This is a genomic window from Methylobacterium nodulans ORS 2060, assembly GCF_000022085.1.
GTDB lineage: Bacteria > Pseudomonadota > Alphaproteobacteria > Rhizobiales > Beijerinckiaceae > Methylobacterium > Methylobacterium nodulans.
Map to the genome: position 1 here is coordinate 406,371 of NC_011894.1, position 26,407 is coordinate 432,777.

Sequence of the window (26,407 nt, forward strand, 5' to 3'; positions counted from 1 at the left end):
GCCCTCAGGCGAGGCCCTGCCAGAGCGCGTCGAGGGCGAGGCCGGCGAACAGGATCAGGCCGGCATCCCGGTTCGACCGGAACAGGCGCAGGGCCGCGGCCCCGTTGCGGGGATCGAGGCGGCGCACCTGCCAGCCGAGATGCGCGCCGAACAGGGCAAGGCCCAGGAAACCCGGGAGTCCTGCCCCCGCCAGAGCCAGCGCGATGGCGATGCACCCGACGGCCGCCACGAAACAGGCGGCCACCGCCCCGCGGACCTGGGATCCGAAGAAGCGGGCCGAGGATTTGATGCCGGCGATCTCATCGTCCTCGATGTCCTGCACGGCGTAGATCGTGTCGTAGCCGATCACCCAGGCGATGGCGCCCGCATAGAGCCACAGGGCCGGCGCATCGAGGCGGCCGATCAGGGCCGCCCAGCCCATCAGCGCCCCCCAGGCGAAGGCGAGCCCCAGGACGAGCTGCGGCACCGGCATCACCCGCTTCATGAAGGGGTAGATCGCCACCGGCGCGAGCGAAAACAGCCCGACCACGACCGCGAAGCGGTTGAACTGCAGCAGCACCGCCAGTCCGATCAGGGCCTGGGCCACCAGGAAGGCGAGGGCGTGGCGCACCCGCAGACGTCCGGAGGGGAGCGGGCGCAGGCGCGTGCGCTCGACGCGGGCGTCGAGATCGCGGTCGGCGATGTCGTTGTAGGTCGAGCCGGCGCCGCGCATGGCCACCGCGCCGATCAGGAACAGGCCGAGATGCCAGAGATCGGGCCCGACCCGGCCCGCCGCGATGGCGGCGAGGGAGGCCGACCACCAGCAGGGCAGGAGCAGGAGCCACCAGCCGATCGGACGCTCGATCCGCGCGAGGCGCAGGTAGGGGCGCCAGCTCGCCGGCGCATGCCGGTCGACCCAATGGCCGCTCACCGCGTCGGCGACCGGCCGATCGGGCCCTCCCGTCGCCTTCCTACCCGTCGCTTTGGGCAGGATCCTCACAGGGCTCCCTGCGGCAGCTTGTAGCTGCCGGACAGGCCGGGCCCGCCGAGGAGACCGCCACCGCCACCGCCGCCATTCTGGGCCTGCGCGCGGGCGCGCTTCTCCAGCACGGCCTGCTGCTGAGCCGCATGACAGATCTTGCCGCGCAGGCCGATCACCTTCGTGTGGTCGGCCTTGAACCCCTCGGCGAAGGAATCCGGGATCGAGCACCAATCCTTGTTGGCCGAGATCCACTTGAGGCCCTCGGCGCCGTTCGCCTGAAGCCTCGTGAAGAGCGAGCAGGCCTGGGCCGGGGTGAGCTTGTTCTTGCTCTTCGAGGCCGAGTTGACCTTCGCGACGATGTCCTTGCGTTCGGTCAGGGTCTTCTGGATCGCGGTGCAATCCGTGCTCTGGGCCCGGGCAGCCCCACCGATCGACACGGCTCCCACCAAGCCTGCGGCCAGCACCGCCACGGCGCGCTTGTTCATGCGAACCATTCCCTGAATCCCCTCGCCGGCTCTATCATCACCGCCCGGGCAGCGCGAGACGCGGCGGCCGGGTCGGACCCGACCGTCCCCAAACAGATCCTTGCCGCAAGCGGCCATTGCGCCGGTTCTGCACAGGATTGTGGCGGCTTTCGTGCGGCCGGCCGCGACTCAAAGCCCGGCCATCCCGGGGAATTGACAGGCACGGCCTTGCTCGGCGAGCAGGGCGCATGGCGGCCTACGACTTCAGCGCTCCGCGCCTGTTCCTCGACCTGCCGATGCGGGAGGGCATGCGGCACAGCCTCGACCGTGCCCAGGCGAACTACCTGCTCGGCGTGCTGCGCCGGGGCGAGGGCGACGGGGTTCTCGTGTTCAACGGGCGGGACGGCGAGTGGCGGGCGGAGATCCAGCCGACCGGGCGCAAGGCCGGCGACCTCATCCTGCGCGAGCAGACCCGGCCCCAGACGCCGCCCGGCAACCTCCACTACCTCTTCGCCCCCCTCAAAGCGGCCCGCCTCGACTACGTGGCCCAGAAGGCGGTGGAGATGGGGGCGAGCCTGATCCGGCCCGTCATCACCCGCCGCACGCAGGGCGACCGCATCAAGCTCGACCGGCTCCGCGCCAACGCCATCGAGGCCGCCGAGCAATGCGGCATCCTGACGATCCCGGAGATCGCCGAGGCCGCGCCGCTCCCCGCCGCCCTGTCGGCGCTGGAGGCGGAGCGCCTGCTCGTCTTCTGCGACGAGGATGCGCCCGTGGCGGATCCGATCATGACCCTGCGGCAGGCGGGCGCGGGCCGGGAGGGGAACGGGGGGCTGCCGCTCGCCGTTGTGATCGGGCCCGAGGGGGGTTTCACGCCGGAGGAGCGCGCCCTCATCCTGGATCGCCCCAACACCGTCCGCCTCTCCCTCGGCCCGCGGATCCTGCGCGCCGACACGGCTGCGGTCGCCGTTCTCGCGCTGGTGCAGGCCGTCCTCGGCGACGGCCGCGGCAGCGGGGCCGATGGCCGCGACATCACGGCGCCGGTCGCCTGAGGCGCCCTAAAACGCCCCCATCCATCCGACAGAATCACAGCGATGCGGGCCCCGCGCGGCCCGGCATCCCGGAGAGACGCGCATGCATGCGGATTTCGCATTCTGCATCGAAGAGGATGTCTTTCTCAACGACGCCCAGAAGCGCGACGCCGCCCGCGCCCGCGTGCGGGACTTCCTCGCGGTCTGCCGCCGCGACTTCCCGGCGGCCCGCCACGACCTGATCGAGCCCCGCCTGATCTGGACGACGCCGCCGCTCGCCGATCTCGCGCAGGCGCGCCGGGTGCTCGCGGAGCTGCGGGGCGGAATCGGGGCGCTCGCCGCCACGCAGGGCCTCGCCGTGATGGCGGCGGGGACCCATCCGATCGCGCTCTGGAGCAGGGTGCGCCCGCGGGATACGGGCGCGCGCGACCGCGTGCAGCGCGACCTGCAGATGGTGGGGAGCCGCACGGTGGTGTGCGGGCTCTCGATCCGCGTCGGACTGCCCGACGGCGTGTCGCGCATCGACGTGATGAACCGGATCCAGCCCTTCCTCCCGCTCCTCCTTGCCCTGTCCACCTCCTCGCCCTTCTGGCAGGCGCAGCGCACGGGCCTGCTCGGCTACCGGCTCGCGGCCTCGCGCGAGCTGCCCCGCAGCGGCCTGCCACCCTATTTCGCGGATGAGGCCGATCACGCCCGCTATCTCGACGCGCTGATGCGGGCGGGCGCGATCGACGACCTCGGGCATGTCTGGTGGGTGATCCGGCCGGCCCCGCAGGGGAACGCCCTCGACCTGCGGATCGCGGATAGCTGCACGCGCCTCGACGACACGCTCGCCATCGCGGCGCTCACCCGCTGCCTCGTGAGGCGGCTCGCGCGCGATCCGGCCCTCAACCGGGACCTCACGGGCGCCACCCATGCGATCACCGCCGAGAATTGCTGGCGGGCGCAGCGCTACGGCATCCATGGCAGCTTCATGGCCGAGGAGGAGGCGGCCATGCCCGTGAAGGAGGTGCTCGCCCGCACCCTGGCGCTCCTGGCCGAGGACGCCGCCGCCCTCGGCTGCACGGCCGAACTCGACCTCGCCCGCTGGATCGTCGCCCGCGGCACCAGCGCCGACCGGCAGCTCGCCCTGTTCACGGAGGCGCAGGGGCGCGGCCTGACGCAGCGCGAGGCGCTCTGCACCGTGGTCGACTGGCTCTCCGCCGAGACGGTCGGCGCAGCCCCGACCCGGCACTGAGCGGATGCCGCTGTCGACGATCGCGTTCGCCGGACCCGGTCCGAAGGCTCTTCCGAGATCCGATCGGCGGCTTCGCCAGGCGGATGTCGGTTTCACTCGGGTGGGCGCGGAGCTCTGCTCCGTCCTTTCCCGGATTCTCCACCCCCTTGCATGTTTGAGGAGCCGACTCAGTGCAAGGGGGGAGCGGGCGACAGGAAGGCCGGCGAGCCGATCCTCGATCGTCTCCGAACGCGTCGGGCGGACGGCGTCGCGCGGGCTCGATGAGATCGTCTCCGGATGATCAGTTCGGAGACGGTCTCACACCTCGCACCGCAATCCCATCGCCTCCAGCCCCTCCGCGAGGAGATCGCCGACATTCGGGATGCCGAGGAGGTAATCGGCCGTGCTCGTGCCCGCTGCCTCGCGCTCGCGGGCGAGGCGCACGGCATCCGCGAACTCTCCGGGCTCCATGTCGCCGCGACCGACATAGAGGAGCGCGACGAGCTCCGCCCGCTCGTCGTCATTGAGCCCGGCGATCACCTCGCGCAGCTCGTCCTCGGTCGCGTCGTCCGGATCCTCGTTCAGGACGTCGCGGGAGCCGTCGTCGGTCGGGTTCGAGCCCGAATCCGGGTCGGTGGGGCCTTCCTTCACGTCGAGCGCCCGCACCCGCAGGATGAATTCACAGACCTTCTCGACGGCGATGTCCATGCGTATCTCCTGCCTCGCAGCACCGCTTCCCATCGGCGGCTGCCCCTTCAACCCGCGAGGCGCAGGTCGGGTCCACCCGGGTTCCCGGTCCCGAAGCGGCTTGTCCCATCACGCGAGGTCACGATGCTCATCTCCGCCGCCTTCGCGGCCCTGCGGCAGGTGCTCTCCCCGCCCCTGCGGCGCATCCTGTGGAAGTCGCTCGGCCTGACCGTCGGGCTTCTGGTGCTGGTCTGGTTCGCCCTCACCCGGCTGATCGACACCCTCCTGATCGGCCACCCGATCTCGGCGCAATACCCGATCGTCAACAGCTTCGCGTTCTTCCTGGCGGGCGCCGGGCTGTTCGTGGCGCTGGCCTACATCCTGCCGCCGGTCTCGATCCTGGTGGCGGGCTACTTCCTCGATGATGCCGCGGAGGTGGTCGAGCGCACCGACTTTCCGGATGAGGTGCCGGGGCGGGCCATGGCGCTCGGCCAAGCGCTCCTCTACTCGCTGCGCTTCGCCGGGCTCGCGCTCGTCGTGAACCTCGTGGCGCTGGCGCTCTTCTTCGTGCCGGGCGTGAACCTGATCGCCTTCTTCGGCGCCAACACCTACCTGCTCGGCCGGGAGTATTTCGAGATGGCTGCCGCGCGCTTCCGGCCGCTGCCGGAGGCGCAGGCCATGCGCCGCCACTATTCCGCAACCGTGATGGCCGCGGGCGCGCTGCTCGCCGGCCTGATGGTGGTGCCGGTGCTGAACCTGCTCACGCCGCTCTTCGGCATCGCCCTCATGGTGCATGTCCACAAGGGTCTGAGCCGCGAGCGGCTGCTCGCGGCCCCGCAGGCGCGGCCACCGATCCGCTGAAGCGCCTGACAGCCCCTAATGCATGCCGGGCGCCTGATCGGTGCCCGCACCCTTCTGGCCGACCGCCGGGCCGCCCGCCTCGTCCGGATGGTGGGCCGAGTGCTCGTCCATCGGGTTCGGTGCGATGACGTCGGGCACGGCGGCCATGCCGGGGCTGCCGCGCCCGGTGGAGAACTGGCCCGCCTTGCGGAAGCGCCAGAGATAGCCGGGCACCACGGCCTCGACGGCCGTCGGCACAAGCCCGAGCGCCTCGAAGCTGCGCCCCTCCGCCTTCGCCGCCTCGGAGACGACGTTGTCGCGCTCCAGGAGGATCACCTGGTCGCGGGTGAGCTTGAGGCTGTCGGGCAGGAGCCCGAGGGTGAGCGTGTCGGCGATCTCGAGCGCCCGTGCCTGGAGGCGTGCCGCCGGACCGGGCAGAGGCAGGACGATGCGCCGGCGCTTCGTGACCTGCAGCGTGTACTCGACGAGCTGCTGCAGGGTCAGGATCTCGGGGCCGCCGAGTTCGTAGATCGTGCCCGGCTTCGCCTTGCCGTCGACCGTGCGAGCGATCGCCTCCGCGACGTCGCCGACGAAGACGGGCTGCATGCGGGTCCCGGCCCCGGCGAGCGGCAGCACCGGCATCAGGCGCGCCAGTCCGGCGAAGCGGTTGAAGAAGCTGTCGCCCGGGCCGAAGATGATCGACGGGCGGAAGATCACCGCCTCCGGGCAGGCGGCCAGGACCTTCGCCTCGCCGGCCGCCTTCGTGCGCGCATAGGCGGAGGGCGACTCGGGATCGGCGCCGATCGCCGAGACATGGATCATCCGGGCCCCGATGGCCGTCGCCGCGCGCGCGACCAGCCCCGCCCCGTCCGCCTGGAGGCGTTGGAAGCTCTGGTTCCCGCTCTCCTGCAGGATGCCCACGAGGTTGATGACGACATCCGCATGCTCGACCGCGCGGGTGACCGAGGCAGCGTCGCGCAGGTTCGCCTGCACGGCGACGATCTGGCCGACGCGCCCGAGGGGCTGGAGGAACTGCGCGAGGTCGGGCCGGCGCACCGCGACCCGGATGCGGTAGCCGCGCTTGGCGAGCGCCCGCACCACGTGGCGTCCCAGGAAGCCGGAGCCGCCGAACACGGTCACGAGCTGCGAAGCGGGCCGGGTCGGGCCGACGGGGTCGGGCATGATCGGAATCCTGTGCGGAACGCGTTCCGGCTCCTTAGTCAAAGGCGCCGGAGCTGTGAAGCTCCCGCGGGGCCTTGCGGCCGGCCCGGTCTAAGCAGGTTTCGGACAAGTGCCTCGCGGTTTTCCGGCAAAAACCTGCGGCAGACCAAAACCCTTAGCAGGCTTGCGTTGGCACGCCAATGCAAGCCTGCTTAGAGCCGCGGCGTGCGAGCGACCTCGCGGCCGTCGACGAGGAGTGCGTCGAGGATAGCCGTCCCCTCGCCATCCACCCGGGCCCGGATGCGGATCCGGCCGCGGTCGAGCCGGTCGAGATCGGCCGGCACACCCTGCGGCCCGTACCAGCGCTCCAGGCCGTAATCGACAGCGCCGGAGAAGCAGAGGCCGGCGCAGGGCGAGCGCCCACCGTCGCGGGTCAGGCTCCCGAACCGGACGGTGCCGCGCAGGAACGGGTTGGTCCCGGTGGGCTTGGTGGCGGCGATCGCCGCGGCATGGTGCAGGCCGTCCGCCCCCTCAGTGAGCGTGACATAGACCGTCATGCCGCCGGGCAGACGGCATCCCGGCTCCGGCCCGCAGGCCCGGGCGAGATCCTCGGAGGCCGAAAGGCCCGCGGGCTGACCCGCCTCGTAGCTCAGCACGCTGTACTCGCCGCGAAACAGATCCCGGGGGTCTCGGGTGGCAGCCGCGAGGAGCACGGCGCGGCCGGCTTCGAGCCGCCTCGACTGGTCGAGCGCGACTTTCACCGCGGGGGCCGCCTGCACGACGAACAGGAGGGCGAAGGCCACGGCGGCCAGGGCGCCGCCGGCACGAGGGAGGGCGAGGCGGGTCATGGCCAGCTCGGGGCAGCATGGCGCGGGAGACGGCGGATCGCCGCCACGGCGAGCGCCGCGAGAGCGCCCGCGACGAGGAGATGGAGCGACACGCCGATCAGGTTGTCGGCGAGCATCATCAGCGCGAGGGCGATGACCAGGCAGGCCGCGAGGCTGCCGGCATAGAGGGTCCGCCGATGATCGAGCCGGGCCGCCACCGCGACCGCGAGGATCGGCAGCAGCACGGTCCAGACCGCCCAGCCGGCCTCGCCGAGGATGGGCGGCGCCGGGCCGCCGAGGCACAACGGGACGAGCGCCGCCGCCGCGAGGATCAGGAGGCCGACCGGCAGGGGCTCGCCACGCAACCGCGGCGGCAGCAGGACGAGCCCGATCCACACCGCCATGAGGAGCAGGCGGGGTGCCGAGGGGGTGGCGGTCGCGGAGGGCCATCCCGTCACGCCGGCGGCGCGGATCAGCAGCCCGATGAGCAGCAGCCCGGCTGCGGCGCCTGCGAGGCGGCTAAGGCGGCTCGCGACCCGGTCGGGCAGGGCCGGCACGAGCCGGAGGACCTGCGCCAGCGCGATCACCCCGAAGGCGAGGAGCACGAGCCGGCCGGCATCGACCCTCGGCTCGCCGTCGCCCACCACCGCGATCTCGGTCGCGACCGGGATCAGCAGGACGAGGAAGCCCGCGCTCCGGGCGGGGATCCAGCCGGAGAGCTGCCCGGCGGCGAGAAGCCCCAGGCAGGCCCAGCCGGGCCAGGAGACGGCGCGGGCCGGTCCGAATTCGTCGAGATCGGGCCAGGCCGTGACCACCAGGGCCGCGGCGGCGATCCCCGCCGCGCCGCCCGAGCGGGCGACGAGGGCAGTCACCGTGCCGACCACCGCCACCGTGAGCGCGAAGCCGGAGAGGTCCGCGGGCAGGTGGAAGGTCTGGCCCATCAGCGCGAGCGCGGCCGCCGAGACCGCGACCGAGAGCGCCGCGAGGGCATCGGCGATGTGGCGCAGGGTCGGATCGCCGCTGGCCCGCTGGCGGAAAGCCGCCAAGCCGGCGAGCCCGACCACCAGCGCGTCGGCCGCGATCAGCAGCAGGAGCCGTGCGAAGGGCGGCATCGCCGCCCAGTTCGAGGCCACGAAGGCGAGCGCGGCTGTGCCGACGAGGAGCGCGGCAGCGATGCCGAGCGCCACCTGAAGGCCCCCGAGATCCGAGCCGCGCCGCACCTCCTCCTCCAGGCGGCGCTGCTGGGCGAGGTCGATCAGCCCCCGGGCCGCCCAGGACCGGATGTCCCGCAGGACGCGCTCGCGATAGCTGAACGGCATGTCGGTCACTGAAGTCCCTCGCTCCGAGGCAGGCCGGAGGGGGCCACCCGGCGCCGCGCAGGCCGACGATCGCCGGCTTCCTCAATGGGATCGTTCTGCACCAGATGCCGCAATGTCACCACATGCGAAAGAGCTGGGACCCGATCACCTCGCGCGGAGCCCTGGACCACGCGCGGCGGGACGGGATCGTCCACCGCACGACCGACGTGTTCGGCGTGCCGGGGCCGTTCCTTCCGTAGCGGCGGCGCATCGGGGCCGCCTGCACTTAGCAGCACCCGACAGATGGGGTGATTGGGGTCTTAGCCGAGGGTGGCTGCTCCGTTCGGGATGTTGGAACGTGGTCCGTGTTGAGCGGCCACAAGCATCGGGAAGGAGCAGCCGTGAAGTATTATGCCGGACTGGACGTTTCGCTGGAAGAGACCGCGATCTGCGTTGTCGACGATACGGGTCGGATCGTGCGGGAGGCGCGGGCGGCGAGTGAGCCTGGCGCGCTGGTGCAGGCGCTGAACCAGATCGGCCTGCCCCTGGAGCGCATCGGCCTGGAAGCGTGCTCGCTGACGGCCTGGCTGCACGACGGCCTGCGCGAGGCGGGCTTGCCGGCGATCTGCATCGAGACGCGCCAGGCCAATGCCGCGATGAAGACGATGCCCAACAAGACCGACCGCAACGACGCACGCGCCCTGGCGCAGATCATGCGGACGGGCTGGTTCCGGCAGGTCCATGTCAAGAGCCGTCAGTGCCGGCTGTGGCGTTCGCTGCTGGTGGCGCGCCGCACGGTGCTCAACGAGATGCGTTCGATCGAGAACGTGGTGCGGGGGATCCTGCGCGAAGCCGGGCTCAAGCTCGGCACGCCTGGCCGTGCAGCCTTCGCCGGCCGCGTACGCGAACTGGCCGAGGGCGTGCCCCTGATGACGCAGCTCGTCGAACCGCTCCTGGAGGTGCTGGCCAGCATGCTGACCGCACTCGCCGGCTTGACGAAGCAGGTCATGGATCTCGTCAAGAAAGAGGCGGTCTGCCAGCGGCTGATGAGCGTGCCGGGCGTCGGCCCCATCACCGCGCTTGCCTTCCGGGCGACGATCGACCGGCCCGACCGGTTCAGGCGCTCGCGCGACGTCGGCGCCCATCTCGGTCTGACGCCGGCGCGCTACCAGTCCGGCGAGACCGACATCCAGGGCAAGATCAGCCGTTGCGGCGACGAACTCGCGCGCACCGCGCTCTACGAGGCGGCGCATACGCTGCTGGTGCGGAGCCAGAAATGGTCGAGCCTGCGCGCCTGGGGGATGAAGATCGCCAGGCGTCGCGGCATGGCCCGCGCCCGCGTCGCGGTCGCCCGCAAGCTCGCCGTCATCCTCCATCGCATGTGGAGCGACGGCACCGCGTTCCGCTGGGGTAAGGAGCCCGCAGAGGGTGCCACGCTCGCAGGATGACGCCGTCACCGCGAAACAGGAGGGCAAAACACCACGCATGAACCCGAAAGGGTGAACCGGATCGTTCCCGTGGGGACGATGGGCCTGGCGATCTCGTTGAGAGTCCAGAACCTGCGGGTGCAAACCCGCAAGGTCGTGAAACAGATTGAGACGCCTCGCCCTCCTGACCCCATCATGCGGCGGCCAAGCGCCGACCGCGAAGAGAAGCGTGTGACCCACGGGGCGACACAAGCCGGAGAAACCACAACGAGCAGCTTGACCTAAACGACCCCAATCAGAGAAGAGAAGACTCTCAGCCGAAATAGAACCTGACCTGCGTGGCAGCCGCCAAGGCCCTCATGCTGAGGTGCTGGCGATCTGTGATCGCCAGCACCTCAGCATGAGGGCCTTGGCGGCTGCCATCGGAGGGGGCGTCCATGCGGCTGGTTTCATCCGTCAGAGGCAGCCCGGCCGGAGAAGAGACGCCCGCTTCTCCTGGACGGACCTGGGAGCTACGCCACCTTGCGCGGCACCAGCCGCTCGCTCCGGAGCGCCTCGCGCGCCCCCGACAGGCCCGCCTCGGCGTATTCGGCGTCCTCGTTCACGCTCCAGACGTCGTAGAGGCGCTGGCCCGCCAGGATGTTCCGCACGGTGAGCATCGCGGTCATCATGGCGTGGTCCTGGTTGTTGTACTTGTGCATGCCGTTGCGGCCGACGAGGTGGAGCGTCGGGTAGGTGGTCTCCAGGTCGCGGCGGATCGCCGCCACGTTGTCCCGGTAGGCCTCGTCATAGACCGGATAGGCCTTGGGCTGGCGCACCACGCAGGCATCGACCACATCCTCCGGCCGGATCAGCCCGATCTGCGCGATCTCGCGCTTGGCGAGGTCGACGAGCTCGGAATCCGCCGCATTCCACAGCCCGTCGCCCTCGAAGCAGAAATATTCCAGCCCGAGGCAGGTATAGGTCGGGTCCGGCACCATCTCGGGCGACCAGGAGCGGAAGTTCTGCACCCGCCCCACCTTCACGCTCGGATCGTGGATGTAGATCCAGTTGTCGAGGAAATCCTCGGCGCCGCGGGCGATGAGCGCCACGGTGATGAAATCCCGGTAGCCGAGGGCGCGGGCGTGGAAGGTGCTGAGCGGGGCGGGCCGGAGGGCCGCCACCAGATCCTGGATCGCCGCCGAGGAGACGACATGGCGGGCCGTGAAGGTCTCCCGGGAGCCGTCCTGCCGGCGGGCGCCGATGGTCCAGAGGCCGCAGCCAGGGTCGAAGGACAGGCTCTCGACCCCTAGGCCGAGGAGCACCCGGCCGCCGCCGTCGCGCACCGCCGCCGCGGCGGCCTCCCACATCATGCCGGGGCCCCGCCGCGGATAGCGGAAGGATTCGATGAGGGTCTTGATCACCGGCTCGCCGGCCTTCGGCCTACCGCGCAGACCGAGCGAGCGGGTCAGCGCATCGCGGATCGCGGCACCGAGATCGAGGCCCTTGATGCGCTGGGCCGCCCAATCGGCCGAGATCGCATCGCAGGATAGGCCCCACACCTTCTCGGTGTAGGTCTTGAAGAAGATCGAGAACAGGCGCTCGCCGAACTGGTTGCGCACCCAGTCGTGGAAGCTCCTCGGCTCCCGCACAGGCCGGGCGCGGGCGTAGAGGTAGGAGGCGATGCAGGCCGCGCTCTGCCACAGGCCGAGGTTGCGCAGAGCCTCGAACGCCTTGAGCGGATAGGCGTAGTACCGGCCCTTGTAGTAGATCCGGGACAGGCGCGGCCGCTCGATGAAGTCGTCCGGCAGGATCTCGTTCCAGAGGTCCACCACTTCCTTCGATTTCGAGAAGAAACGGTGACCGCCGATGTCGAAGAGATAGCCGTTGTATTCGACCGTGCGGCTGATACCGCCGACGCGCAGCGGATCACGTTCCAACACGGTGACCTGACGCCCGGCCTTTGCCAAGAGATAGGCGGCAGTCAAACCAGCCGGTCCGGCGCCGATGATCAGCGTCTCGGTGTGCAGGCTCATCAGGTCGGGCTCCGGTGCGCGCTCCATGCGGGCGACATTACTGAGAGAAGGGTAAACAACCCTTCACCCCGGCACCGTCGTCCGGCGCCGTAACCGTGGGGTAAGGCCGGCATGCGATTCCGGGACGAGCTGTCCCGGGGACGCCACGATGCCGAGCACTGCCCTCCTCGCCGCGGGGCCAAGTCCTGCCCCGCGCTCCCTGTTCGAGAGCCGGCCGGTGCTATGGGGCCTGGTGGCTTTGGGGCTCGCCGGGGCCTTCGGGCTGTCGCACATGCTGCCGGTGCTGCGCGACCTCGTCCTGCCCGACACCGACGACGCCATGCGCCTCGTGCAGGTGCGCGATCTCCTCGCCGGGCAATCGTGGTTCGATGTCGGCCAGCACCGCCTGCTGCCCCCCGGCGGGTCCTCGATGCACTGGTCCCGCCTCGTCGATCTGCCCATCGCCGCGCTGATCCTCATCCTGCGGCCATTCGCCGGGGCACAGGCGGATGCCGTCGCGGCCGCGCTCTGGCCGCCCCTCCTGTTCGGCCTCTACTCCGCCATGCTGTTCGTCGGCGCGCGCCGGCTGTCCGGCGAGCGGGCTGCCCTCCTCGCCCTGTTCGCCGCCACCCAGACCCCGCTGCTGACCTCCCTGTTCGCGCCGGGCCGCATCGACCACCACAACGTGCAGGTCTGCGCCGTGCTCGGCCTCGCCCTCTGCCTGATGCGCCCGGCTCCGGGCTGGCGCGAGGGCGCCGCCGCGGGTGCGCTCGCCGCGCTCTCCCTGGCGGTCGGTCTGGAGACGCTGCCGTTCATCGCCGCGGCGGGATTGCTCGTCACCGGGGCCTGGATCCTGTCCGGGGAGCGCGCTCTCGGGGCGTTCCTGGGCTTCGCGGCCGCGCTGGCGGCCGGCAGCGCCGCCCTGTTCGGGCTCGGGACGACGCCGGCCCATTGGGGCGCGCCGGCCTGCGATGCGCTGTCGCCGCCCTGGCTCTGGGTCGCCGGCAGCGCCGGCGCCACGGCGCTTGCGGCCGCGGGGCTGCGCCGGCGCCTTCTCCGCCCGGAGACCCGGCTCGCCCTGGCCGCCCTCGGCGGCCTTGCGATCGCGGGCGGATTCGCCGCGATCGCCCCGGCCTGTCTCGACGGCCCCTTCGCGGGCATGCCCGAGACAATCCGCCAGGGCTGGCTCCTCAAAGTCCGCGAGATGCTGCCGCTGTGGCGGAACCTGCCCGAGTTCCCGGGCGAGATCCTGTCCGCCTTCATGCCGCTCCTCGTCGGGGCGCTGGCCGCGACCGTCCTCGCCCTGCGCGGACCGGCCGCGCAGCGCCGGCCTCAAGGGATCCTGGCGGCGGCGCTCTGGCTCGGCGTGGGTCTCGGCACCCTGCAGTTCCGCGGCCTCTACGTTGCCTCAGGCTTCGTCGCGCTCGCCGCCGGCGCGGTGCTGGATCGGGGGCTGGCGATGCTGCGGACGCCGGGAGCGGGTCACGCCGCGCGGGCCGCGACCCTGGCCGCAGGATTGGGGCTGATCGGCAAGCTCTGGCTCGCGGGCGCCGCCGTGCCGAGCCTCCCGAGCCCCACCAAGCCCCAAGCGGGGAATGGCGAGTCCACCTGGTCGCACTGCACCGGCCGCTCCGCCATGGCGGCCTTGGCCGCGCAGCCGCCCGGAACCGTGCTGGCGCCGATCGATCTCGGCCCGTTCCTCCTGCTCCACACGCCGCACGGCGTCGTGGCAGCCCCGTACCATCGCAACACCGTCGGGCTCGCGGCGGCGCTCGAGGGATTTCGCGACGCGGCGGCGCTGCGCCGGGTGGCAGCGGAGCGGCAGGTCGCCTACATCGCGGTCTGCCCGCCATCCGAGGGTGCGGATGGCGGCGCGCCGCTCATCGGCGACCTTGCCCGCCGCAAGGTTGCGCCGTCCTGGCTGGAGCCGATCCCGATGCCTGACTCCCCCCTCAAGATCTGGCGCGTCCGCCCGCAGCCGTGAGGCAGCGGGCGCCGATCGCCATCCTTCTGGCCGCGCTCGGCCTCACCCTCCTGGCGCTGGGCGGGCTCGTCGTGGCGAGGGGGGCGGAGCCCGGCGGCATCGAGGAGGCCTGGATGCTGCTGTTCGGCGCGCCCGATCTCGGGCCGGTCGATTTCGAACACCTGCGCCGCTCCGGCGCCGACGGCCTCGCCTGTCCCCCGGACATCTGCCCCGGCGCACACGCGGATATCGTGCCGCCGACCTTACCCATCGCGGGCGCGCGCCTGCGCGAGATCGTGCGCCGCGTCGCCCAGGGCGAGCCGGACACCGTCCTGGTCTTCTCGGACCGCTGGGGGGAGCAGGACCGCTACGTGGCGCGATCCCGAATCATGCGATTTCCCGATACGGTGACGGTCGAGATCGTCGGGCGCGGCGAGGGCGCCTCCACCCTCGCGCTCTATTCCCGCAGCCAGATCGGCGCCGGCCTGTTCAGCGACAACCGCGCCCGCCTTGCCCGCTGGCTGGACGGCGTGAAGGATGCGGCACGATGAGAGCACCGGATCACGCGCGGTTTCGCCCGCACACCGTCCCGCCGCTGGCCCCGCTGCCGCGCGAGCCCGACGTGGTGGTGGTGGGGGCGGGCGCCGCGGGCATTGCGGCGGCGCGGCGGCTGCGCGCGCGCGGCCTTTCGGTCGCCGTGCTGGAGGCCCGCGACCGCGTCGGCGGGCGAACCTTCACCACGACCCTGCGCGGGCACGCGGTCGATCTCGGCGCCCATTGGCTCCATGCCGGGCCGATCAATCCCCTGGTGGCGTTCGGCGTCGCGCGGGGCGAGCCGCTGCGGCGCGCCGCCCAGGAGAGCCACCTGATGGTGGGGCGGCGCAAGGGGCGGCCCGACGAGGCGGCGGCCTACGGGAGGGCCTTCGCGCTGGCCGACCGGGCCATGACGGGCGGCGCCGGACGGGACGGCCCCGATCGCCCCGCCGCCTTCGCCCTGCCGCCGGGTCTCGGGCCGTGGGGACGGCGCGTTGCCCTGGTGCACGGGCTCGTCTCGGGCCGGCCGCTCGCGGAGGTGAGCCTGCACGACTTCCCCAGCATGGAGTACGGGGACAATTTCTTCATCGCGGGTGGCTACGGCGCCTATCTGGCGCGCCTGGCCCGGGCGCTTCCGATCACGCTTGGCGCGCCCGTCCGGGTCATCGACTGGTCGGGAGCCGGGGTCGCGGTGGATGTTGGCGGCCGGGGCCGGATCCGGGCGCGCGCCGTCCTCGTCACGGCGCCCATGATGGTGCTGCAGGACGAGGCCGCCTTCCGCTTCTCCCCTCCCCTGCCACCGGGCATCCGAGCGGCGATCGACGGTTTCCTGCCCGGCATCTACGAGCACGTGGTGCTGCATTGGCCCTCGGCGCCCTTCCGCGGGCGCGATCGGCTCGCGGGCCTCACGGGCGGGCGGCGCCAGCCCCCGGGCCTCCTCACCCGCGTCGACGGCACGGCCTTCCACTATTTCGAGCTCGACCGGCCGATGACTGCGGCGCTCGATGCGGCCGGGGCGGGGCCGGACGGCGCGCGACGCCTCACCCGCGCCGTCCTGACCGATCATGTCGGCTCCGGCCGCCTCGGCGACCTCGCCATCCCGGCCGTCAGCGAGTGGCGCCTCGATCCCTGGTCGCGCGGGTCCTGGGCCGTGGTGCCGCCGGGCCACGCCCCCGCGCGCGACGCCCTCAAGGAGCCGGTGGGCGAGCGGATCTGGTTTGCCGGCGAGGCCCTGTCGCGTCGGCAATGGGGCACGGCGGGCGGCGCCTACGAGGAGGGCGAGCGGGCCGCCGAGGCGATCGCCGCGGCCCTGGCCGGGAGCCGGGCCGGAGAGGCGAAGAGGGCGCGGGAACCGCGGGATCCCCTCTCCCGTGCGGGAGAGGGGTAGGGGTGAGGGTCCCGGACCCTTTAGAATAAAACCAAGACGGCGGTGCTGGCAGCGGCCCGGTTCAGTCTTCTTGCCGAACCACCTGGGCCCTCACCCCTGCCCCTCTCCCGTGCGGGAGAGGGGATCCCCGCGCGAACTCGTCTCCGAACAGATCAACCGGAAGATGTATCAGAGCATGCTCGGCAGCACCCGGTCCGGCGGCCGGTGCCCGTCCATGAAGGTCTTGATGTTGATGATGACCTTCTCGCCCATGTCGATGCGGCTCTCGTGCGTGGCCGAGCCCATATGCGGCAGCAGCACCACCTTGCCGGCCTTGGCGAGCTTCACCAGGCGCGGGCTCACCGCCGGCTCCTGCTCGAACACGTCGAGACCCGCCCCCGCGATGTCCCCGACCTCGATGAGGCGCGCGAGCGCGGTCTCGTCGATCACCTCGCCGCGGGCGGTGTTCACCACCACCGCCTCGGGCTTGAGGAGCTTGAGGCGGCGCGCCGAGAGCAGATGGTAGGTCGCGGGCGTATGCGGGCAGTTCACCGACACGATGTCGACCCGCGCGAGCATCTGGTCGAGGGATTCCCAGTAGGTCGCTTCGAGCTCGGCCTCGGTGCGGGCCGAGACGCGGCGACGGTTGTGATAGTGAATCGAGAGTCCGAAGGCCCTGGCGCGGCGCGCCAGCGCTTGGCCGATGCGGCCCATGCCGACGATGCCGAGGCGCTTGCCGGTGATCCGCCGCCCCAGCATCCAGGTCGGCGACCAGCCGGTGGTCCAGGACTCCTCCGGGATGATTCGCGCGCCCTCGGTGATCCGGCGGGCCACCGCGAGGATCAGCGCCATCGTCATGTCGGCCGTGTCCTCGGTCAGCACGCCCGGCGTGTTCGTGACCGTGATGCCGCGCTGGAGGGCGCTGTCGACGTCGATGTGATCGACGCCGTTGCCGAAATTGGCGATCAGCCGGAGCTGCGGGCCGGCCTGGGCCAGCAGGGAGGCGTCGATCTCGTCCGTCAGGGTGGGGACGAGCACGTCCGCCTCCTGCACGGCCTGCACGAGGGCGGCGGGCGAGAGGGGCTTGTCGTCGTGGTTGAGGCGCGTGTCGAAGAGCTCGCGCATGCGCGTCTCCACCACGTCCGGCAGGCGCCGGGTCACCACCACGAGCGGCTTGCGCTTCAACGACGACATCTACTCTTCCCCTCCCCGACCCGCGCCGATGCACGCCCGGCAGCCCTTGTCCCAGCCTGCTCAAGCCTCACGATAGGCGATGGCGCGCCCCGGCGGGAAGCCCCACCTCGGACCGTCCGCGCTACACTCCGTTAACCCTCTTTCGGCCACACACGAAGGCGAGAAGCCGAGCCGGGCACGGGGCCGAGCGACAACCGCCGGTTTCTCTACGCATCAATCGCGGCAGTGGCTACCGCCTCGCCTCGAGAAAGCGATGCGTCCCGAATCTTGATGATGGAGACGAGATCCGATGCCCCTTGCGCGCGCCGGTGCCCTCCTGATCGCGCTCATGGCTGCCTGGGCGGCTCTGGCCAGCCTGCCCGCATCCGCCGCCCCGAAGCTGCCGGAGACCGGTCTCGGGCCGGTGAGCGGGCTGCCGATGCCCCGCTACGTCAGCCTCAAGACCGACCGCGTGAACCTGCGCGAGGGCCCCTCCAAGGATCACCGGACCCTCTGGGTGTTCCAGCGGGCGGGGCTGCCGGTCGAGATCGTGTCGGAATTCGAGACCTGGCGGCGCATCCGCGACTCGGAGGGCACCGAGGGCTGGGTGCTGCACTCCCTGCTCTCCGGCCGGCGCACGGCCGTGGTGCTGGCGCAGGGGGACAAGGCGGCGCCGGTCCCGCTCTACGCGGAGCCGGAGGGCCGCGGCGGCGTCGTGGCCCAGCTCCAGGCGGGGGTGATCGGCAGCATCAAGTCCTGCAGCGGAACGTGGTGCCGCCTCATCGTCGCCCTGCCGCAGAAGCGGGGCGACGTGGACGGCTACCTGCGCCAGGATCGCCTGTGGGGCGTCTACCCGAACGAGAAGGTGGAGTAGGCGCGGAGGCGAGAGCGATGACGGTCCCGCAGGAATACGTGCAGGCGTCCCGCGACTTCGAGCGCTTCCTGCTGGCCGCCCGCGATGCGCTCGGCCACGCGACGACCCATCGGACCTACGCGACAATCTACAGCGTGCTCCTCGTCTTCCGCCGGCACGTGAGCGTGCGCGACGGGCTCCGGTTCGCCACCGTGCTGCCGCCCGTGCTGCGGGCCATCTTCGTTTCCGACTGGGATCCGGCGGAGCCGGTCCGGGACTTCGCGGATCGCGAGACCCTCACGGCCGAGATGCTGAGCGTGCGGGGAAACCATAACGTCTCCCCGGCCGATGCCATCGCGGTCGTGGCGCGGGTGCTCCGCGACCATGTCGACCAGGAAGCCTACGACCGGGTGCTCGCCACCCTGCCCGAGCCGGCCCGGGACTACTGGCGCGACGCCATGTGAGGGCGCTCGCGGCGCAGGAGCACAGGCACCCCGCCCGCAAAAAAGCCGCCGTCTCGCGACGGCGGCTCTCTTCAGATCCGGAGTTCGGGCGTCAGGTCCGCCGGCGGAGCCGCACGATCACCTCGACGCCCGCGATCTCCATGCCCTCGGGCGGCTGCGGCAGCGCGTCGACCGTGATGCCGCAATCGGGCATGTCGAGCACCTGCCCCTCCTCCTCCAGGAAGAAATGGTGGTGCTCGCTCGGGTTGGTGTCGAAATAGGCCTTGGAGCCGTCGAGGGCGAGCTGGCGCAGGAGCCCGGCCTCGGTGAACTGGTGGAGCGTGTTGTAGACGGTCGCCAGCGACACCGGGACCTTGGCCCGCATCGCCTCGTCGTAGAGCATTTCGGCGGTCAGGTGCCGGTCTCCCTTGCCGAACAGCAGCCAGCCGAGGGAGAGGCGCTGGCGGGTCGGGCGCAGCCCGGCGCGGCGCAGCCGGTCACGCAGCTCCGACAGCGGGCAGCCGCGGCGCTGCCCCGCCGCACCATCGGCGTGGATGGCCGGGGTGCGTGCGCTGAGCACGGCATGCAGAGGCGACAGGTCGTTCATCGGCCAGACTTATCAGCGTGAGGAGCGAAAGCTTGATCCCTTCCGGTTATAGGGATTGCGCCGCAGCGCTGCAACCCGAACGGGGCGATGCAGCGTAGATCAGAAATGTTATAGTTCACGTCTGGCCCTTCGGCCTTCCGGACGGCTTTGAACCCCTGGGCGCGCTATGCTACAGGCGCCGCTCTGCGGGCCATGTGCCCATCCCGAACCGCCAGCCGACGAGGATTGCGCCGTCTCCATGTCCGCCGACACGCCCGCCACCGACGCCCAGACCCGGCCCTCGCAGTTCTCCTACGAGGATCTGCTCGCCTGCGGGCGCGGCGAGATGTTCGGCCCCGGAAACGCGCAGCTTCCGCTCCCGCCCATGCTGATGTTCGACCGCATCGTCTCGATCGGCCGGGACGGCGGCGCCCACGGCAAGGGGCATGTGCGGGCGGAACTCGACGTGCGGCCGGACCTCTGGTTCTTTCCCTGCCATTTCCAGGGCGATCCGGTGATGCCGGGCTGCCTCGGGCTCGACGCGCTCTGGCAGATGGTCGGGTTCTTCCTCGGCTGGCTCGGCTCTCCGGGCCGCGGCCGGGCGCTCGGCGTCGGCGAGGTGAAGTTCACCGACCAGGTGCTGCCGAGCGTCCGCAAGGTGGTCTACGGCGTCGACCTCAAGCGCGTACGCCAGGGCCGGCTCGTGCTCGGGATCGCGGATGGCTGGCTTGAGGCGGATGGCCGCCGCATCTACGAAGCCCAGGACCTGCGGGTGGGCCTGTTCCAGGCTGCCGCCCCCGCGGGCGGTTGAGATCGGGCCGACACGGTCCTAGGTGACAACGAGACGGCGCTTCACACGCCGCGCAGGAGGGCTGCGATCGTCATGAGGCGCGTCGCGATCACCGGGATGGGCATCGTCTCGTCCATCGGCAACAACACGCAGGAAGTGCTGGCGAGCCTGCGCGAGGCACGATCCGGCATCACCCATGCCGAGTCCTTCGCGGCCCACGGCTTCCGCTGTCAGGTGCAGGGGGCGCCGACCCTCGACCCGGAGAGCGTGGTCGACCGGCGCGCCATGCGCTTCCACGGCGGCGGCACCGCCTGGAATCACGTGGCGATGGAGCAGGCGATCCGCGATGCCGGCCTCGAGGAGCGCGAGGTCTCGCACGAGCGCACCGGCATCATCATGGGCTCGGGCGGGCCCTCGACCCGCGCCATCGTCGAAGCCGCGGACATCGCCCGCGCCAAGGGCCCGAAGCGCGTCGGCCCCTTCGCGGTGCCGAAGGCGATGTGCTCGACGGCCTCGGCCACGCTCGCCACGTGGTTCAAGATCAAGGGCGTGAACTACTCGATCTCCTCCGCCTGCGCGACCTCGAACCATTGCATCGGCAACGCCGCCGAGATCATCCAGGCGGGCCGGCAGGACATCATCTTCGCGGGCGGCTGCGAGGAACTCGACTGGACCCTCTCGGTCCTGTTCGACGCGATGGGCGCCATGTCGGCCAAGTACAACGACACCCCGGCCCGGGCCTCGCGGGCCTACGACGCGGGCCGCGACGGCTTCGTGATCGCGGGCGGCGCGGGCGTGCTGGTGCTCGAGGAGTTGGAGCACGCCAAGGCGCGCGGCGCGCGGATCTACGGCGAGATCGCCGGCTACGGGGCGACCTCGGACGGGCACGACATGGTGGCGCCCTCGGGCGAGGGCGCGGTGCGCTGCATGCGCCAGGCGCTCGCCGGCCTCAAGGGCGTGACGATCGACTACATCAACCCGCACGCCACCTCGACGCCGGTCGGCGACGACAAGGAGATCGAGGCGATCCGCGAGGTGTTCGGCACCGGCGATTCCTGCCCGCCGATCTCCGCCACCAAGTCCCTCACCGGCCACTCGCTCGGGGCCACCGGCGTGCAGGAGGCGATCTACTCGCTCCTGATGATGAACAACGGCTTCATCTGCGAGAGCGCCCATATCGACGAGCTCGACCCGGCCTTCGCGGACATGCCGATCCTGCGCCGCCGCGTGGACGACGCCCGGCTCGGCCATGTGCTGTCGAATTCCTTCGGCTTCGGCGGCACCAATGCGACATTGATCCTGAAGCACGTCGACGCCTGACGGGACCGAGACGGCACGGATAGGACGGGGAGAGCGGGCGTGACGGGTCTGATGGCAGGCAAGCGCGGCCTCATCATGGGGGTCGCGAACGACCATTCCATCGCCTGGGGCGTCGCCAAGGCCCTCGCGGCCCAGGGGGCCGAGCTGGCCTTCACCTATCAGGGCGAGGCACTGGGGCGCCGGGTGACGCCGCTCGCCGCCTCGCTCGGCTCGCGGATCGTGCTGCCCTGCGACGTGGAGGATCTGGGAAGCGTCGATGCGGTCTTCACGGCGCTGGGCGACGCTTGGCCGGACGGCTTCGACTTCGTGGTCCACGCCATCGGCTATTCCGACAAGACACAGCTCAAGGGACGCTACGTCGACGCGACCACGCGCGAGAACTTTTCCCGCACGATGGTGATCTCCTGCTTCTCCTTCACGGAGGTGGCGCAGCGGGCGGCCAAGCGCCTGCGGCCGGGCGGCGCGCTGCTCACGCTGACCTTCGGGGGCGCCACCCGGGTTATGCCGAACTACAACGTGATGGGCCTCGCCAAGGCTGCCCTGGAGGCCTCGGTGCGCTATCTCGCCTCCGATCTCGGCCCGGACGGCATCCGGGTGAACGCGATCTCGGCCGGGCCCGTGCGCACCCTCGCGGGGGCGGGCATCACGGATGCGCGCCTGATGTTCAACCACCAGCGCGCCCATGCCCCGCTGCGCCGCAACGCCACCATCGAGGAGATCGGCGGGGCGGCGCTCTACCTCCTGTCCGACCTGTCGAGCGGCGTCACCGGCGAGGTCCACTTCGTGGATTGCGGCTTCAACATCATCGCGATGCCGCGCCCCGCCGTGCTGAAGGCCCAGGACGATGCCGGGGTGGTGGGCGACTGAACCGCCGGCAGGCCGGCGCCTGAACGTGGCGCCGATCTAGCTAGAAACTGACCTGGGTGGCAGCCGCCCCGCTCCTCATGCCGAGGTGCTGGCGATCGAAGATCGCACCGGAGCGAGCCTCTGGCCGGCATCAGCCGGCACGCACGCCGGACCGGTGCTCCCATCCACCAGAGCCTTGGACCAGCGGTCAGGCGTGCTTCGAGGCTGCTACGCAGCACCTCAGCATGAGGGCCGGGGTTGGCTGCCGTGAGCGGGAGCGCTCAGTCAGCCGGTTTCATCCCCCAGGGGCGGCCCGGCCAGTGGCAACTGATTGATCTGGCGCCGCTCCGGCGGCTCTGCGAAGCTGGCGCTCTGCCAGCGCCAGGAGCCCGCCCATGCCCGCTGAGATCGCCCGCCGGATCGCACAGGGCGCCGGCCGCGAACCGGCCGACCTCGTGATCCGCGGAGCGCGCCTCCTCGATCTCGTCACCGGCGAACTCGTGCCGACCGACATCGCCGTCTGCGGCGAGGTCGTCGTCGGCACCTACGGGGAGTACGAGGGCGCGCGGGTGATCGAGGCGGCGAGCCGGATCGCGGTGCCGGGCTTCATCGACACCCATCTCCACATCGAATCATCGCTCATCACGCCGCACGAATTCGACCGGTGCGTGCTGCCGCACGGGGTCACGACGGCGATCTGGGATCCGCACGAGCTCGCCAACGTGCTCGGCACGGCGGCTTTCGACTACGCCCTCCAGGCTTCGACCGAGACGGCCATGGACATCCGGGTGCAGCTCTCCTCCTGCGTGCCCGCCACGGATCTCGAGAGCGCCGGCGCCCGGATCGAGGCCGCGGACCTCCTCCCCTACCGGGACCATCCGCGCTCGCTGGGGATCGCCGAATTCATGAATTTCCCGGGCGTGGTCCAAGCCGATCCCGGCTGCCTCGCCAAGCTCGCGGCCTTCGCCGGCCGCCATGTCGACGGCCACGCGCCGCTGCTCTCCGGATCCGGCCTCAACGCCTATGCGGCGGCGGGCATCCGCACCGACCACGAGGCCACCGGCGCCGCGGAGGCGCTGGAGAAGATCCGCAAGGGCATGACGGTACTGATCCGGGAAGGGTCGGTCTCGAAAGACCTGGCGGCGCTGGCGCCCCTCCTCACGGTCGCGACCTCGCCCTTCCTCGCCTTCTGCACCGATGACCGCAACCCGCTCGACATCGCCGAGGAGGGCCATCTCGACCACCTCATCCGCACGGCGATCAGGCTCGGCGTTCCGCCGCTCGCGGCCTACCGGGCGGCCTCGCTCAGCGCCGCGACGGCCTTCGGCCTCACCGACCGGGGCATGATCGCTCCCGGGCGGCGGGCGGATATCGTGCTCCTCGACGATCTCGAAGCCTGCGCGGTCGCCCGCGTGATCGCGGGCGGGCGAGCGGTCGAGGAGGCGCTCTTCGCCGGCCGCGCCCGCACCCCCGCGCCTGGCCGCGGCAGCGTCAAGGCCGCTCCGGTCGCCGCGGAGGACTTCCGCATCCCCGGCGCCGATGGGGCCGAGACCTCGGTGATCGGCGTCGTGCCGGGGCGCATCATCACCGAGCACCGCCGTCTGGAGCTCCCGGCCGCGAACGGATGCGCGGGCTGCGACCTCGACCAGGACGTGGTGAAGGTCGCGGTGATCGCCCGGCACGGCAGGCCGGGAATGGGGCGCGGCTTCGTGCAGGGCTTCGGGCTGCGGCGCGGCGCCATCGCCTCGTCGGTCGGCCATGACAGCCACAATCTCTGCGTGGTCGGGGCGGACGATGCCGACATGGCAGTGGCGATCAACCGGCTGATCGCCCTCCAGGGCGGCTTCGTGGTGGCGGCGGGCGGCACCGTGCTCGCCGAGCTGGCGCTGCCCATCGCCGGGCTGATGAGCGACCTGCCCTTCGAGGCGGTGCGCGACGCCCTCCATCCCCTGCGGGAGGCCGCCCGCACCCTCGGCTGCACGCTGCCGGAGCCCTTCCTCCAGGTGGCGTTCCTTCCGCTCCCGGTGATCCCGCACCTGAAGATCACCGATCGCGGCCTCGTCGACGTCGACCGCATGAGGCTGCTGGGCTGACCCTTGCGCTGAACCTCGGGGAAAGGCCGTTGCCTTTTGGCGTCCGCCCTTCTAACTCGGGGCTGCCAGGCATTGCTGCGGCGCAGCATGAGAGGTGGGAGCGATGGCGGATACGCGCGTGAAGCCCAGGCCGGACGAGGTCCCGATCCTCGATGGCATCGCCGATCTCGCGCCGCGCTTCGACGTGATTCTCTGCGACGTCTGGGGCGTGCTGCATGACGGCGTGCGCGCCCACGCGGCCGCGGGCGACGCGCTGACGCGGTTCCGTGCTCTGCCCGGCGAGCGCCCGCGGCGGGTGGTACTGGTCTCGAACGCACCGCGGCCGGGCTCGGCCATCCAGGTGCAGCTCGACGGGTTCGGCCTGCCGCGCTCGGCCTACGATGCCATCGTGACCTCCGGCGACCTCACCCGCGCCCTGATCGCCGCCAGGGGCGACGCGCCGCTCTACCATCTCGGCCCCGACCGGGACCTGCCGATCTTCGAGGGGCTGCCGGCGCGGCGCGTGCCGCCCGATGAGGCCGAGCACGTGGTCTGCACCGGGCTGTTCGACGACGACGTCGAGACGGCGGAGGATTACCGCCCCTCCCTGGCTCCCCTGAAGGAGCGCGGGCTGCCGATGATCTGCGCCAATCCCGACCTCGTGGTCGAGCGCGGGGCGCGGCTCATTCCCTGCGCGGGGGCGATCGCGAGCCTCTACGAGGCGATGGGCGGCGAGGTGATCTATGCCGGCAAGCCGCACAGGCCGGTCTATGAGGCGGCCGTCGAGGCCGCGGCCGCCCTCGACGGGCTGCCGCCGGCACCGTCCGGGCGGGTGCTCGCCATCGGCGACGCGATCCGCACCGATATCGCCGGAGCCCATGGCTTCGGTATCGCCTCCGTGCTGGTGGCGCGGGGCATCCACGCCGAAGAGCTCGGCTGCGCGGCCGGCGCCCCGCTCGCCGAGGTGGCGCATTGGCTGGAAGCCCAGCCGGTGCACCCGGATGCGGTCATCGAGGTGCTGCGCTGGTGATCAGGCGAAGAGTGCGTCGATCGCGTCCTGCGGCGTCTCGGGCCCCTTGAGCTGCGGGCCATTCAGGAGGAGTTCCTCGCGCCGCGCCTTGCGACGGGCCTCCTCCGGGTCGACCTCGCCGTCGCTGACCTTCACGACAGACGCGAAGTGGGTCAGGCGCTCCTCGACCTGACCCAGCGCGTCGACGACCTTGGCGATGCGCTGCCCGGTGATGTCCTGGAAGGTGCAGGCCTCGAAGATCTGGAAGATCCCCGCCTCGACCTTGGCGCGGTAGCCCTCGAGCGTGTCGTCCTCGATCGACAGGATGCCTTCCGCAACCTCCATGATGCGGTTGGTCGCGCTCGCGGTGGCGGAAACGACGCTGCCGAGTTCGTCATGCGCCATGGGCAGGCGGTCGCAACGCAGCTCGTTCGCCCGCAGGTGGGCGATCGCCTGCTTGAGCCGCTTGATGTAATCCGCGATCTCGATGAGATCCTGCACGATCGTGCCGGCATCGATGGTGTCGGCCGTGGGCGCCGCCGACGCGGATGGCCCGTCGGTCCTCTTTCGCATCAGCATGGTGACCAGCCGGACCATTCTGTCCCCGAGCAAGGCACGGCTCCCTCTCCGGCCCGCCGCGCTCCGATCCCGGAGCGAGGCGACGTCGAGCTGTTGCATCGCGCCGCTGAGCCGAAACGGGGTGTGAGGCATCCCCCGCGGCCCGGGCCGCGGAGCGGCGATCAGCGCCGCCGGTCAGGCGCCGCAAACCGCCTCGATCTTGGTCTTCAGCGTCTGCGCGTTGAACGGCTTGACGATGTAGTTGTTCACCCCGGCCTTCTTGGCCGCGATGACGTTCTCGGTCTTCGATTCCGCCGTCACCATGATGAAGGGCGTCGTGCGCAGCGCGTCGTCGGCCCGCACGTGCCGCAGCAGCTCGTAGCCCGTCATCGGCTCCATGTTCCAGTCGGAGATCACGAGGCCGTATTTCTTCTGCTTCAGCTTCGCGAGCGCGCCGGTGCCGTCGGACGCATCGTCGACTTCCTCGAAACCGAGCTGCTTGAGCAGGTTGCGGATGATGCGGACCATCGTCTGGTAGTCGTCTACCACGAGGATCGGCATGCTGAGGTCGAGGGCCATCAGTCCGGCTCCATTGGCGGGCAAGGCGCATTCGGCGCACACCGGGGCCCGCAGCGATGATGAGGGGAAGCACCGGGCGGCGCTTCTGACCTCTACGTGTAGTCCCGCCCCGTTGCGAAGCGGTTAATCGGGTATCCGACCAATCGAACCCGGTCGGTGGCCTCCCTGCCGTTGTGCGGAATCACTGGCCGCTCAATGCGGTGCACCGCTTGGCCGGACCCTTGAGGCGATCTGTCCGAGAGTGACTCTGCGGCCGCCGGCCGCTGCACGCAGCCGCCCAGCCGGAGGACGCCGCGTGCCTCCCGGCGATCCGTGGCGGGCGGGCTTGCGCCGGCTTGACCCGTCGGGCGCTTTTCGACAGGGTCGCGCCGCCTCGGCCCGAGGCGTCCCGGCCTCCGGCCGCGGAGTG

25 protein-coding genes are annotated in these 26,407 nt (G+C 71.4%); 14 read left to right on the forward strand and 11 right to left on the reverse strand.

The window, feature by feature from the left end:
* Positions 1 to 4: 4 nt before the first annotated feature.
* Positions 5 to 979 carry a 4-hydroxybenzoate octaprenyltransferase gene (gene ubiA / locus MNOD_RS01780; protein WP_015927117.1) on the reverse strand — a complete coding sequence of 325 codons (975 nt, stop codon included), beginning with the start codon at positions 977 to 979 and terminating at the stop codon, positions 5 to 7.
* A complete protein-coding gene (locus MNOD_RS01785) occupies positions 976 to 1,446 on the reverse strand; it encodes a hypothetical protein (RefSeq protein WP_043747839.1) in 471 nt (156 codons plus the stop codon). The genes ubiA and MNOD_RS01785 overlap by 4 nt, the downstream gene beginning before the upstream one ends.
* A 227-nt stretch (positions 1,447 to 1,673) precedes the next feature.
* On the opposite strand from MNOD_RS01785, the gene MNOD_RS01790 reads away from it, so the two are divergent.
* Complete coding sequence (locus MNOD_RS01790; protein ID WP_015927119.1) at positions 1,674 to 2,477, forward strand: 16S rRNA (uracil(1498)-N(3))-methyltransferase; 804 nt, start codon at positions 1,674 to 1,676, stop codon at positions 2,475 to 2,477.
* 82 nt (positions 2,478 to 2,559) lie between these two features.
* Positions 2,560 to 3,693, forward strand: a complete 1,134-nt coding sequence (locus MNOD_RS01795; protein WP_015927120.1) for a carboxylate-amine ligase — start codon at positions 2,560 to 2,562, stop codon at positions 3,691 to 3,693.
* A 297-nt stretch (positions 3,694 to 3,990) separates the two neighbouring features.
* Here MNOD_RS01795 and MNOD_RS01800 read toward each other — a convergent pair whose 3' ends face one another.
* A complete protein-coding gene (locus MNOD_RS01800) occupies positions 3,991 to 4,380 on the reverse strand; it encodes a DUF3775 domain-containing protein (protein WP_015927121.1) in 390 nt (129 codons plus the stop codon).
* A gap of 123 nt (positions 4,381 to 4,503) precedes the next feature.
* On the opposite strand from MNOD_RS01800, the gene MNOD_RS01805 reads away from it, so the two are divergent.
* Positions 4,504 to 5,220, forward strand: a complete 717-nt coding sequence (locus MNOD_RS01805; protein WP_015927122.1) for a sulfate transporter family protein — start codon at positions 4,504 to 4,506, stop codon at positions 5,218 to 5,220.
* A 15-nt stretch (positions 5,221 to 5,235) separates the two neighbouring features.
* Here MNOD_RS01805 and MNOD_RS01810 read toward each other — a convergent pair whose 3' ends face one another.
* From MNOD_RS01810 to MNOD_RS01820, 3 genes are all read right to left on the reverse strand, one after another.
* A complete protein-coding gene (locus MNOD_RS01810) occupies positions 5,236 to 6,381 on the reverse strand; it encodes a complex I NDUFA9 subunit family protein (protein ID WP_015927123.1) in 1,146 nt (381 codons plus the stop codon).
* A 191-nt stretch (positions 6,382 to 6,572) separates the two neighbouring features.
* Positions 6,573 to 7,208: a GDYXXLXY domain-containing protein gene (locus tag MNOD_RS01815; RefSeq protein WP_015927124.1), complete on the reverse strand. Its 636-nt coding sequence runs from the start codon at positions 7,206 to 7,208 to the stop codon at positions 6,573 to 6,575.
* A complete protein-coding gene (locus MNOD_RS01820) occupies positions 7,205 to 8,506 on the reverse strand; it encodes a DUF2157 domain-containing protein (protein WP_043750150.1) in 1,302 nt (433 codons plus the stop codon). The genes MNOD_RS01815 and MNOD_RS01820 overlap by 4 nt, the downstream gene beginning before the upstream one ends.
* Before the next feature lie 380 nt (positions 8,507 to 8,886).
* Here MNOD_RS01820 and MNOD_RS01825 point away from each other — a divergent pair, with 380 nt between their 5' ends.
* The gene (locus MNOD_RS01825; protein ID WP_015927379.1) at positions 8,887 to 9,933 is read left to right on the forward strand and encodes an IS110-like element ISMno22 family transposase; all 1,047 of its coding nucleotides are present in this window, start codon (positions 8,887 to 8,889) and stop codon (positions 9,931 to 9,933) included.
* Positions 9,934 to 10,424: 491 nt separating this feature from the next.
* Here MNOD_RS01825 and MNOD_RS01835 read toward each other — a convergent pair whose 3' ends face one another.
* Positions 10,425 to 11,927: an NAD(P)/FAD-dependent oxidoreductase gene (locus MNOD_RS01835; protein ID WP_015927127.1), complete on the reverse strand. Its 1,503-nt coding sequence runs from the start codon at positions 11,925 to 11,927 to the stop codon at positions 10,425 to 10,427.
* A gap of 148 nt (positions 11,928 to 12,075) precedes the next feature.
* Here MNOD_RS01835 and MNOD_RS01840 point away from each other — a divergent pair, with 148 nt between their 5' ends.
* The 3 genes from MNOD_RS01840 to MNOD_RS01850 are packed head-to-tail and all read left to right on the forward strand — an operon-like array spanning position 12,076 to position 15,790.
* A complete protein-coding gene (locus tag MNOD_RS01840) occupies positions 12,076 to 13,890 on the forward strand; it encodes a hypothetical protein (protein ID WP_015927128.1) in 1,815 nt (604 codons plus the stop codon).
* Positions 13,887 to 14,420 carry a DUF1499 domain-containing protein gene (locus tag MNOD_RS01845; RefSeq protein ID WP_015927129.1) on the forward strand — a complete coding sequence of 178 codons (534 nt, stop codon included), beginning with the start codon at positions 13,887 to 13,889 and terminating at the stop codon, positions 14,418 to 14,420. The genes MNOD_RS01840 and MNOD_RS01845 overlap by 4 nt, the downstream gene beginning before the upstream one ends.
* Positions 14,417 to 15,790, forward strand: a complete 1,374-nt coding sequence (locus MNOD_RS01850) for a flavin monoamine oxidase family protein (protein WP_015927130.1) — start codon at positions 14,417 to 14,419, stop codon at positions 15,788 to 15,790. The genes MNOD_RS01845 and MNOD_RS01850 overlap by 4 nt, the downstream gene beginning before the upstream one ends.
* 168 nt (positions 15,791 to 15,958) lie before the next feature.
* Here MNOD_RS01850 and MNOD_RS01855 read toward each other — a convergent pair whose 3' ends face one another.
* Positions 15,959 to 16,963 carry a 2-hydroxyacid dehydrogenase gene (locus MNOD_RS01855; RefSeq protein WP_015927131.1) on the reverse strand — a complete coding sequence of 335 codons (1,005 nt, stop codon included), beginning with the start codon at positions 16,961 to 16,963 and terminating at the stop codon, positions 15,959 to 15,961.
* A 289-nt stretch (positions 16,964 to 17,252) separates the two neighbouring features.
* Here MNOD_RS01855 and MNOD_RS01860 point away from each other — a divergent pair, with 289 nt between their 5' ends.
* On the forward strand, positions 17,253 to 17,816 hold the full coding sequence (locus MNOD_RS01860; RefSeq protein WP_015927132.1) for an SH3 domain-containing protein: 564 nt from the start codon (positions 17,253 to 17,255) through the stop codon (positions 17,814 to 17,816).
* Positions 17,817 to 17,833: 17 nt separating this feature from the next.
* Positions 17,834 to 18,259 carry a DUF2267 domain-containing protein gene (locus tag MNOD_RS01865; RefSeq protein WP_015927133.1) on the forward strand — a complete coding sequence of 142 codons (426 nt, stop codon included), beginning with the start codon at positions 17,834 to 17,836 and terminating at the stop codon, positions 18,257 to 18,259.
* 91 nt (positions 18,260 to 18,350) lie between these two features.
* Here MNOD_RS01865 and irrA read toward each other — a convergent pair whose 3' ends face one another.
* Entirely contained in the window at positions 18,351 to 18,845 is a 495-nt protein-coding gene (gene irrA / locus MNOD_RS01870) for an iron response transcriptional regulator IrrA (protein WP_015927134.1), read from the reverse strand.
* A 238-nt stretch (positions 18,846 to 19,083) separates the two neighbouring features.
* On the opposite strand from irrA, the gene fabA reads away from it, so the two are divergent.
* The 5 genes from fabA to MNOD_RS01895 all read left to right on the forward strand — a co-directional run bounded on the left by fabA (position 19,084) and on the right by MNOD_RS01895 (position 24,882).
* Positions 19,084 to 19,635, forward strand: a complete 552-nt coding sequence (gene fabA, locus MNOD_RS01875; RefSeq protein ID WP_015927135.1) for a 3-hydroxyacyl-[acyl-carrier-protein] dehydratase FabA — start codon at positions 19,084 to 19,086, stop codon at positions 19,633 to 19,635.
* Positions 19,636 to 19,707: 72 nt separating this feature from the next.
* Positions 19,708 to 20,934, forward strand: a complete 1,227-nt coding sequence (fabB, locus tag MNOD_RS01880) for a beta-ketoacyl-ACP synthase I (RefSeq protein ID WP_015927136.1) — start codon at positions 19,708 to 19,710, stop codon at positions 20,932 to 20,934.
* A 39-nt stretch (positions 20,935 to 20,973) separates the two neighbouring features.
* Positions 20,974 to 21,801, forward strand: a complete 828-nt coding sequence (gene fabI / locus MNOD_RS01885; RefSeq protein ID WP_015927137.1) for an enoyl-ACP reductase FabI — start codon at positions 20,974 to 20,976, stop codon at positions 21,799 to 21,801.
* A gap of 374 nt (positions 21,802 to 22,175) precedes the next feature.
* Positions 22,176 to 23,873, forward strand: coding sequence for an adenine deaminase (ade, locus tag MNOD_RS01890; RefSeq protein WP_015927138.1), 1,698 nt, complete (start codon positions 22,176 to 22,178; stop codon positions 23,871 to 23,873).
* Positions 23,874 to 23,976: 103 nt separating this feature from the next.
* Positions 23,977 to 24,882, forward strand: coding sequence for a TIGR01459 family HAD-type hydrolase (locus MNOD_RS01895; protein WP_015927139.1), 906 nt, complete (start codon positions 23,977 to 23,979; stop codon positions 24,880 to 24,882).
* On the opposite strand, the gene MNOD_RS01900 is transcribed toward MNOD_RS01895, so the two are convergent.
* Positions 24,883 to 25,473 (reverse strand): protein phosphatase CheZ, encoded by a 591-nt coding sequence (locus MNOD_RS01900; RefSeq protein ID WP_015927140.1) that lies wholly within the window; start codon positions 25,471 to 25,473, stop codon positions 24,883 to 24,885.
* A 141-nt stretch (positions 25,474 to 25,614) separates the two neighbouring features.
* Positions 25,615 to 25,998, reverse strand: coding sequence for a response regulator (locus MNOD_RS01905; protein WP_015927141.1), 384 nt, complete (start codon positions 25,996 to 25,998; stop codon positions 25,615 to 25,617).
* Positions 25,999 to 26,407 lie beyond the last annotated feature (409 nt).

Coding starts and splice junctions, on each gene's coding strand:
- MNOD_RS01785 (WP_043747839.1), bottom strand. CDS start 1,446: ATGAACAAGCGCGCCGTGGCGGTGCTGGCCGCAGGCTTGGTGGGAGCC.
- MNOD_RS01790 (WP_015927119.1), top strand. CDS start 1,674: ATGGCGGCCTACGACTTCAGCGCTCCGCGCCTGTTCCTCGACCTGCCG.
- MNOD_RS01795 (WP_015927120.1), top strand. CDS start 2,560: ATGCATGCGGATTTCGCATTCTGCATCGAAGAGGATGTCTTTCTCAAC.
- MNOD_RS01800 (WP_015927121.1), bottom strand. CDS start 4,380: ATGGACATCGCCGTCGAGAAGGTCTGTGAATTCATCCTGCGGGTGCGG.
- MNOD_RS01805 (WP_015927122.1), top strand. CDS start 4,504: ATGCTCATCTCCGCCGCCTTCGCGGCCCTGCGGCAGGTGCTCTCCCCG.
- MNOD_RS01810 (WP_015927123.1), bottom strand. CDS start 6,381: ATGCCCGACCCCGTCGGCCCGACCCGGCCCGCTTCGCAGCTCGTGACC.
- MNOD_RS01815 (WP_015927124.1), bottom strand. CDS start 7,208: ATGACCCGCCTCGCCCTCCCTCGTGCCGGCGGCGCCCTGGCCGCCGTG.
- MNOD_RS01820 (WP_043750150.1), bottom strand. CDS start 8,506: ATGCCGTTCAGCTATCGCGAGCGCGTCCTGCGGGACATCCGGTCCTGG.
- MNOD_RS01835 (WP_015927127.1), bottom strand. CDS start 11,927: ATGAGCCTGCACACCGAGACGCTGATCATCGGCGCCGGACCGGCTGGT.
- MNOD_RS01840 (WP_015927128.1), top strand. CDS start 12,076: ATGCCGAGCACTGCCCTCCTCGCCGCGGGGCCAAGTCCTGCCCCGCGC.
- MNOD_RS01850 (WP_015927130.1), top strand. CDS start 14,417: ATGAGAGCACCGGATCACGCGCGGTTTCGCCCGCACACCGTCCCGCCG.
- MNOD_RS01855 (WP_015927131.1), bottom strand. CDS start 16,963: ATGTCGTCGTTGAAGCGCAAGCCGCTCGTGGTGGTGACCCGGCGCCTG.
- MNOD_RS01860 (WP_015927132.1), top strand. CDS start 17,253: ATGCCCCTTGCGCGCGCCGGTGCCCTCCTGATCGCGCTCATGGCTGCC.
- MNOD_RS01865 (WP_015927133.1), top strand. CDS start 17,834: ATGACGGTCCCGCAGGAATACGTGCAGGCGTCCCGCGACTTCGAGCGC.
- irrA (WP_015927134.1), bottom strand. CDS start 18,845: ATGAACGACCTGTCGCCTCTGCATGCCGTGCTCAGCGCACGCACCCCG.
- fabA (WP_015927135.1), top strand. CDS start 19,084: ATGTCCGCCGACACGCCCGCCACCGACGCCCAGACCCGGCCCTCGCAG.
- fabB (WP_015927136.1), top strand. CDS start 19,708: ATGAGGCGCGTCGCGATCACCGGGATGGGCATCGTCTCGTCCATCGGC.
- ade (WP_015927138.1), top strand. CDS start 22,176: ATGCCCGCTGAGATCGCCCGCCGGATCGCACAGGGCGCCGGCCGCGAA.
- MNOD_RS01895 (WP_015927139.1), top strand. CDS start 23,977: ATGGCGGATACGCGCGTGAAGCCCAGGCCGGACGAGGTCCCGATCCTC.
- MNOD_RS01905 (WP_015927141.1), bottom strand. CDS start 25,998: ATGGCCCTCGACCTCAGCATGCCGATCCTCGTGGTAGACGACTACCAG.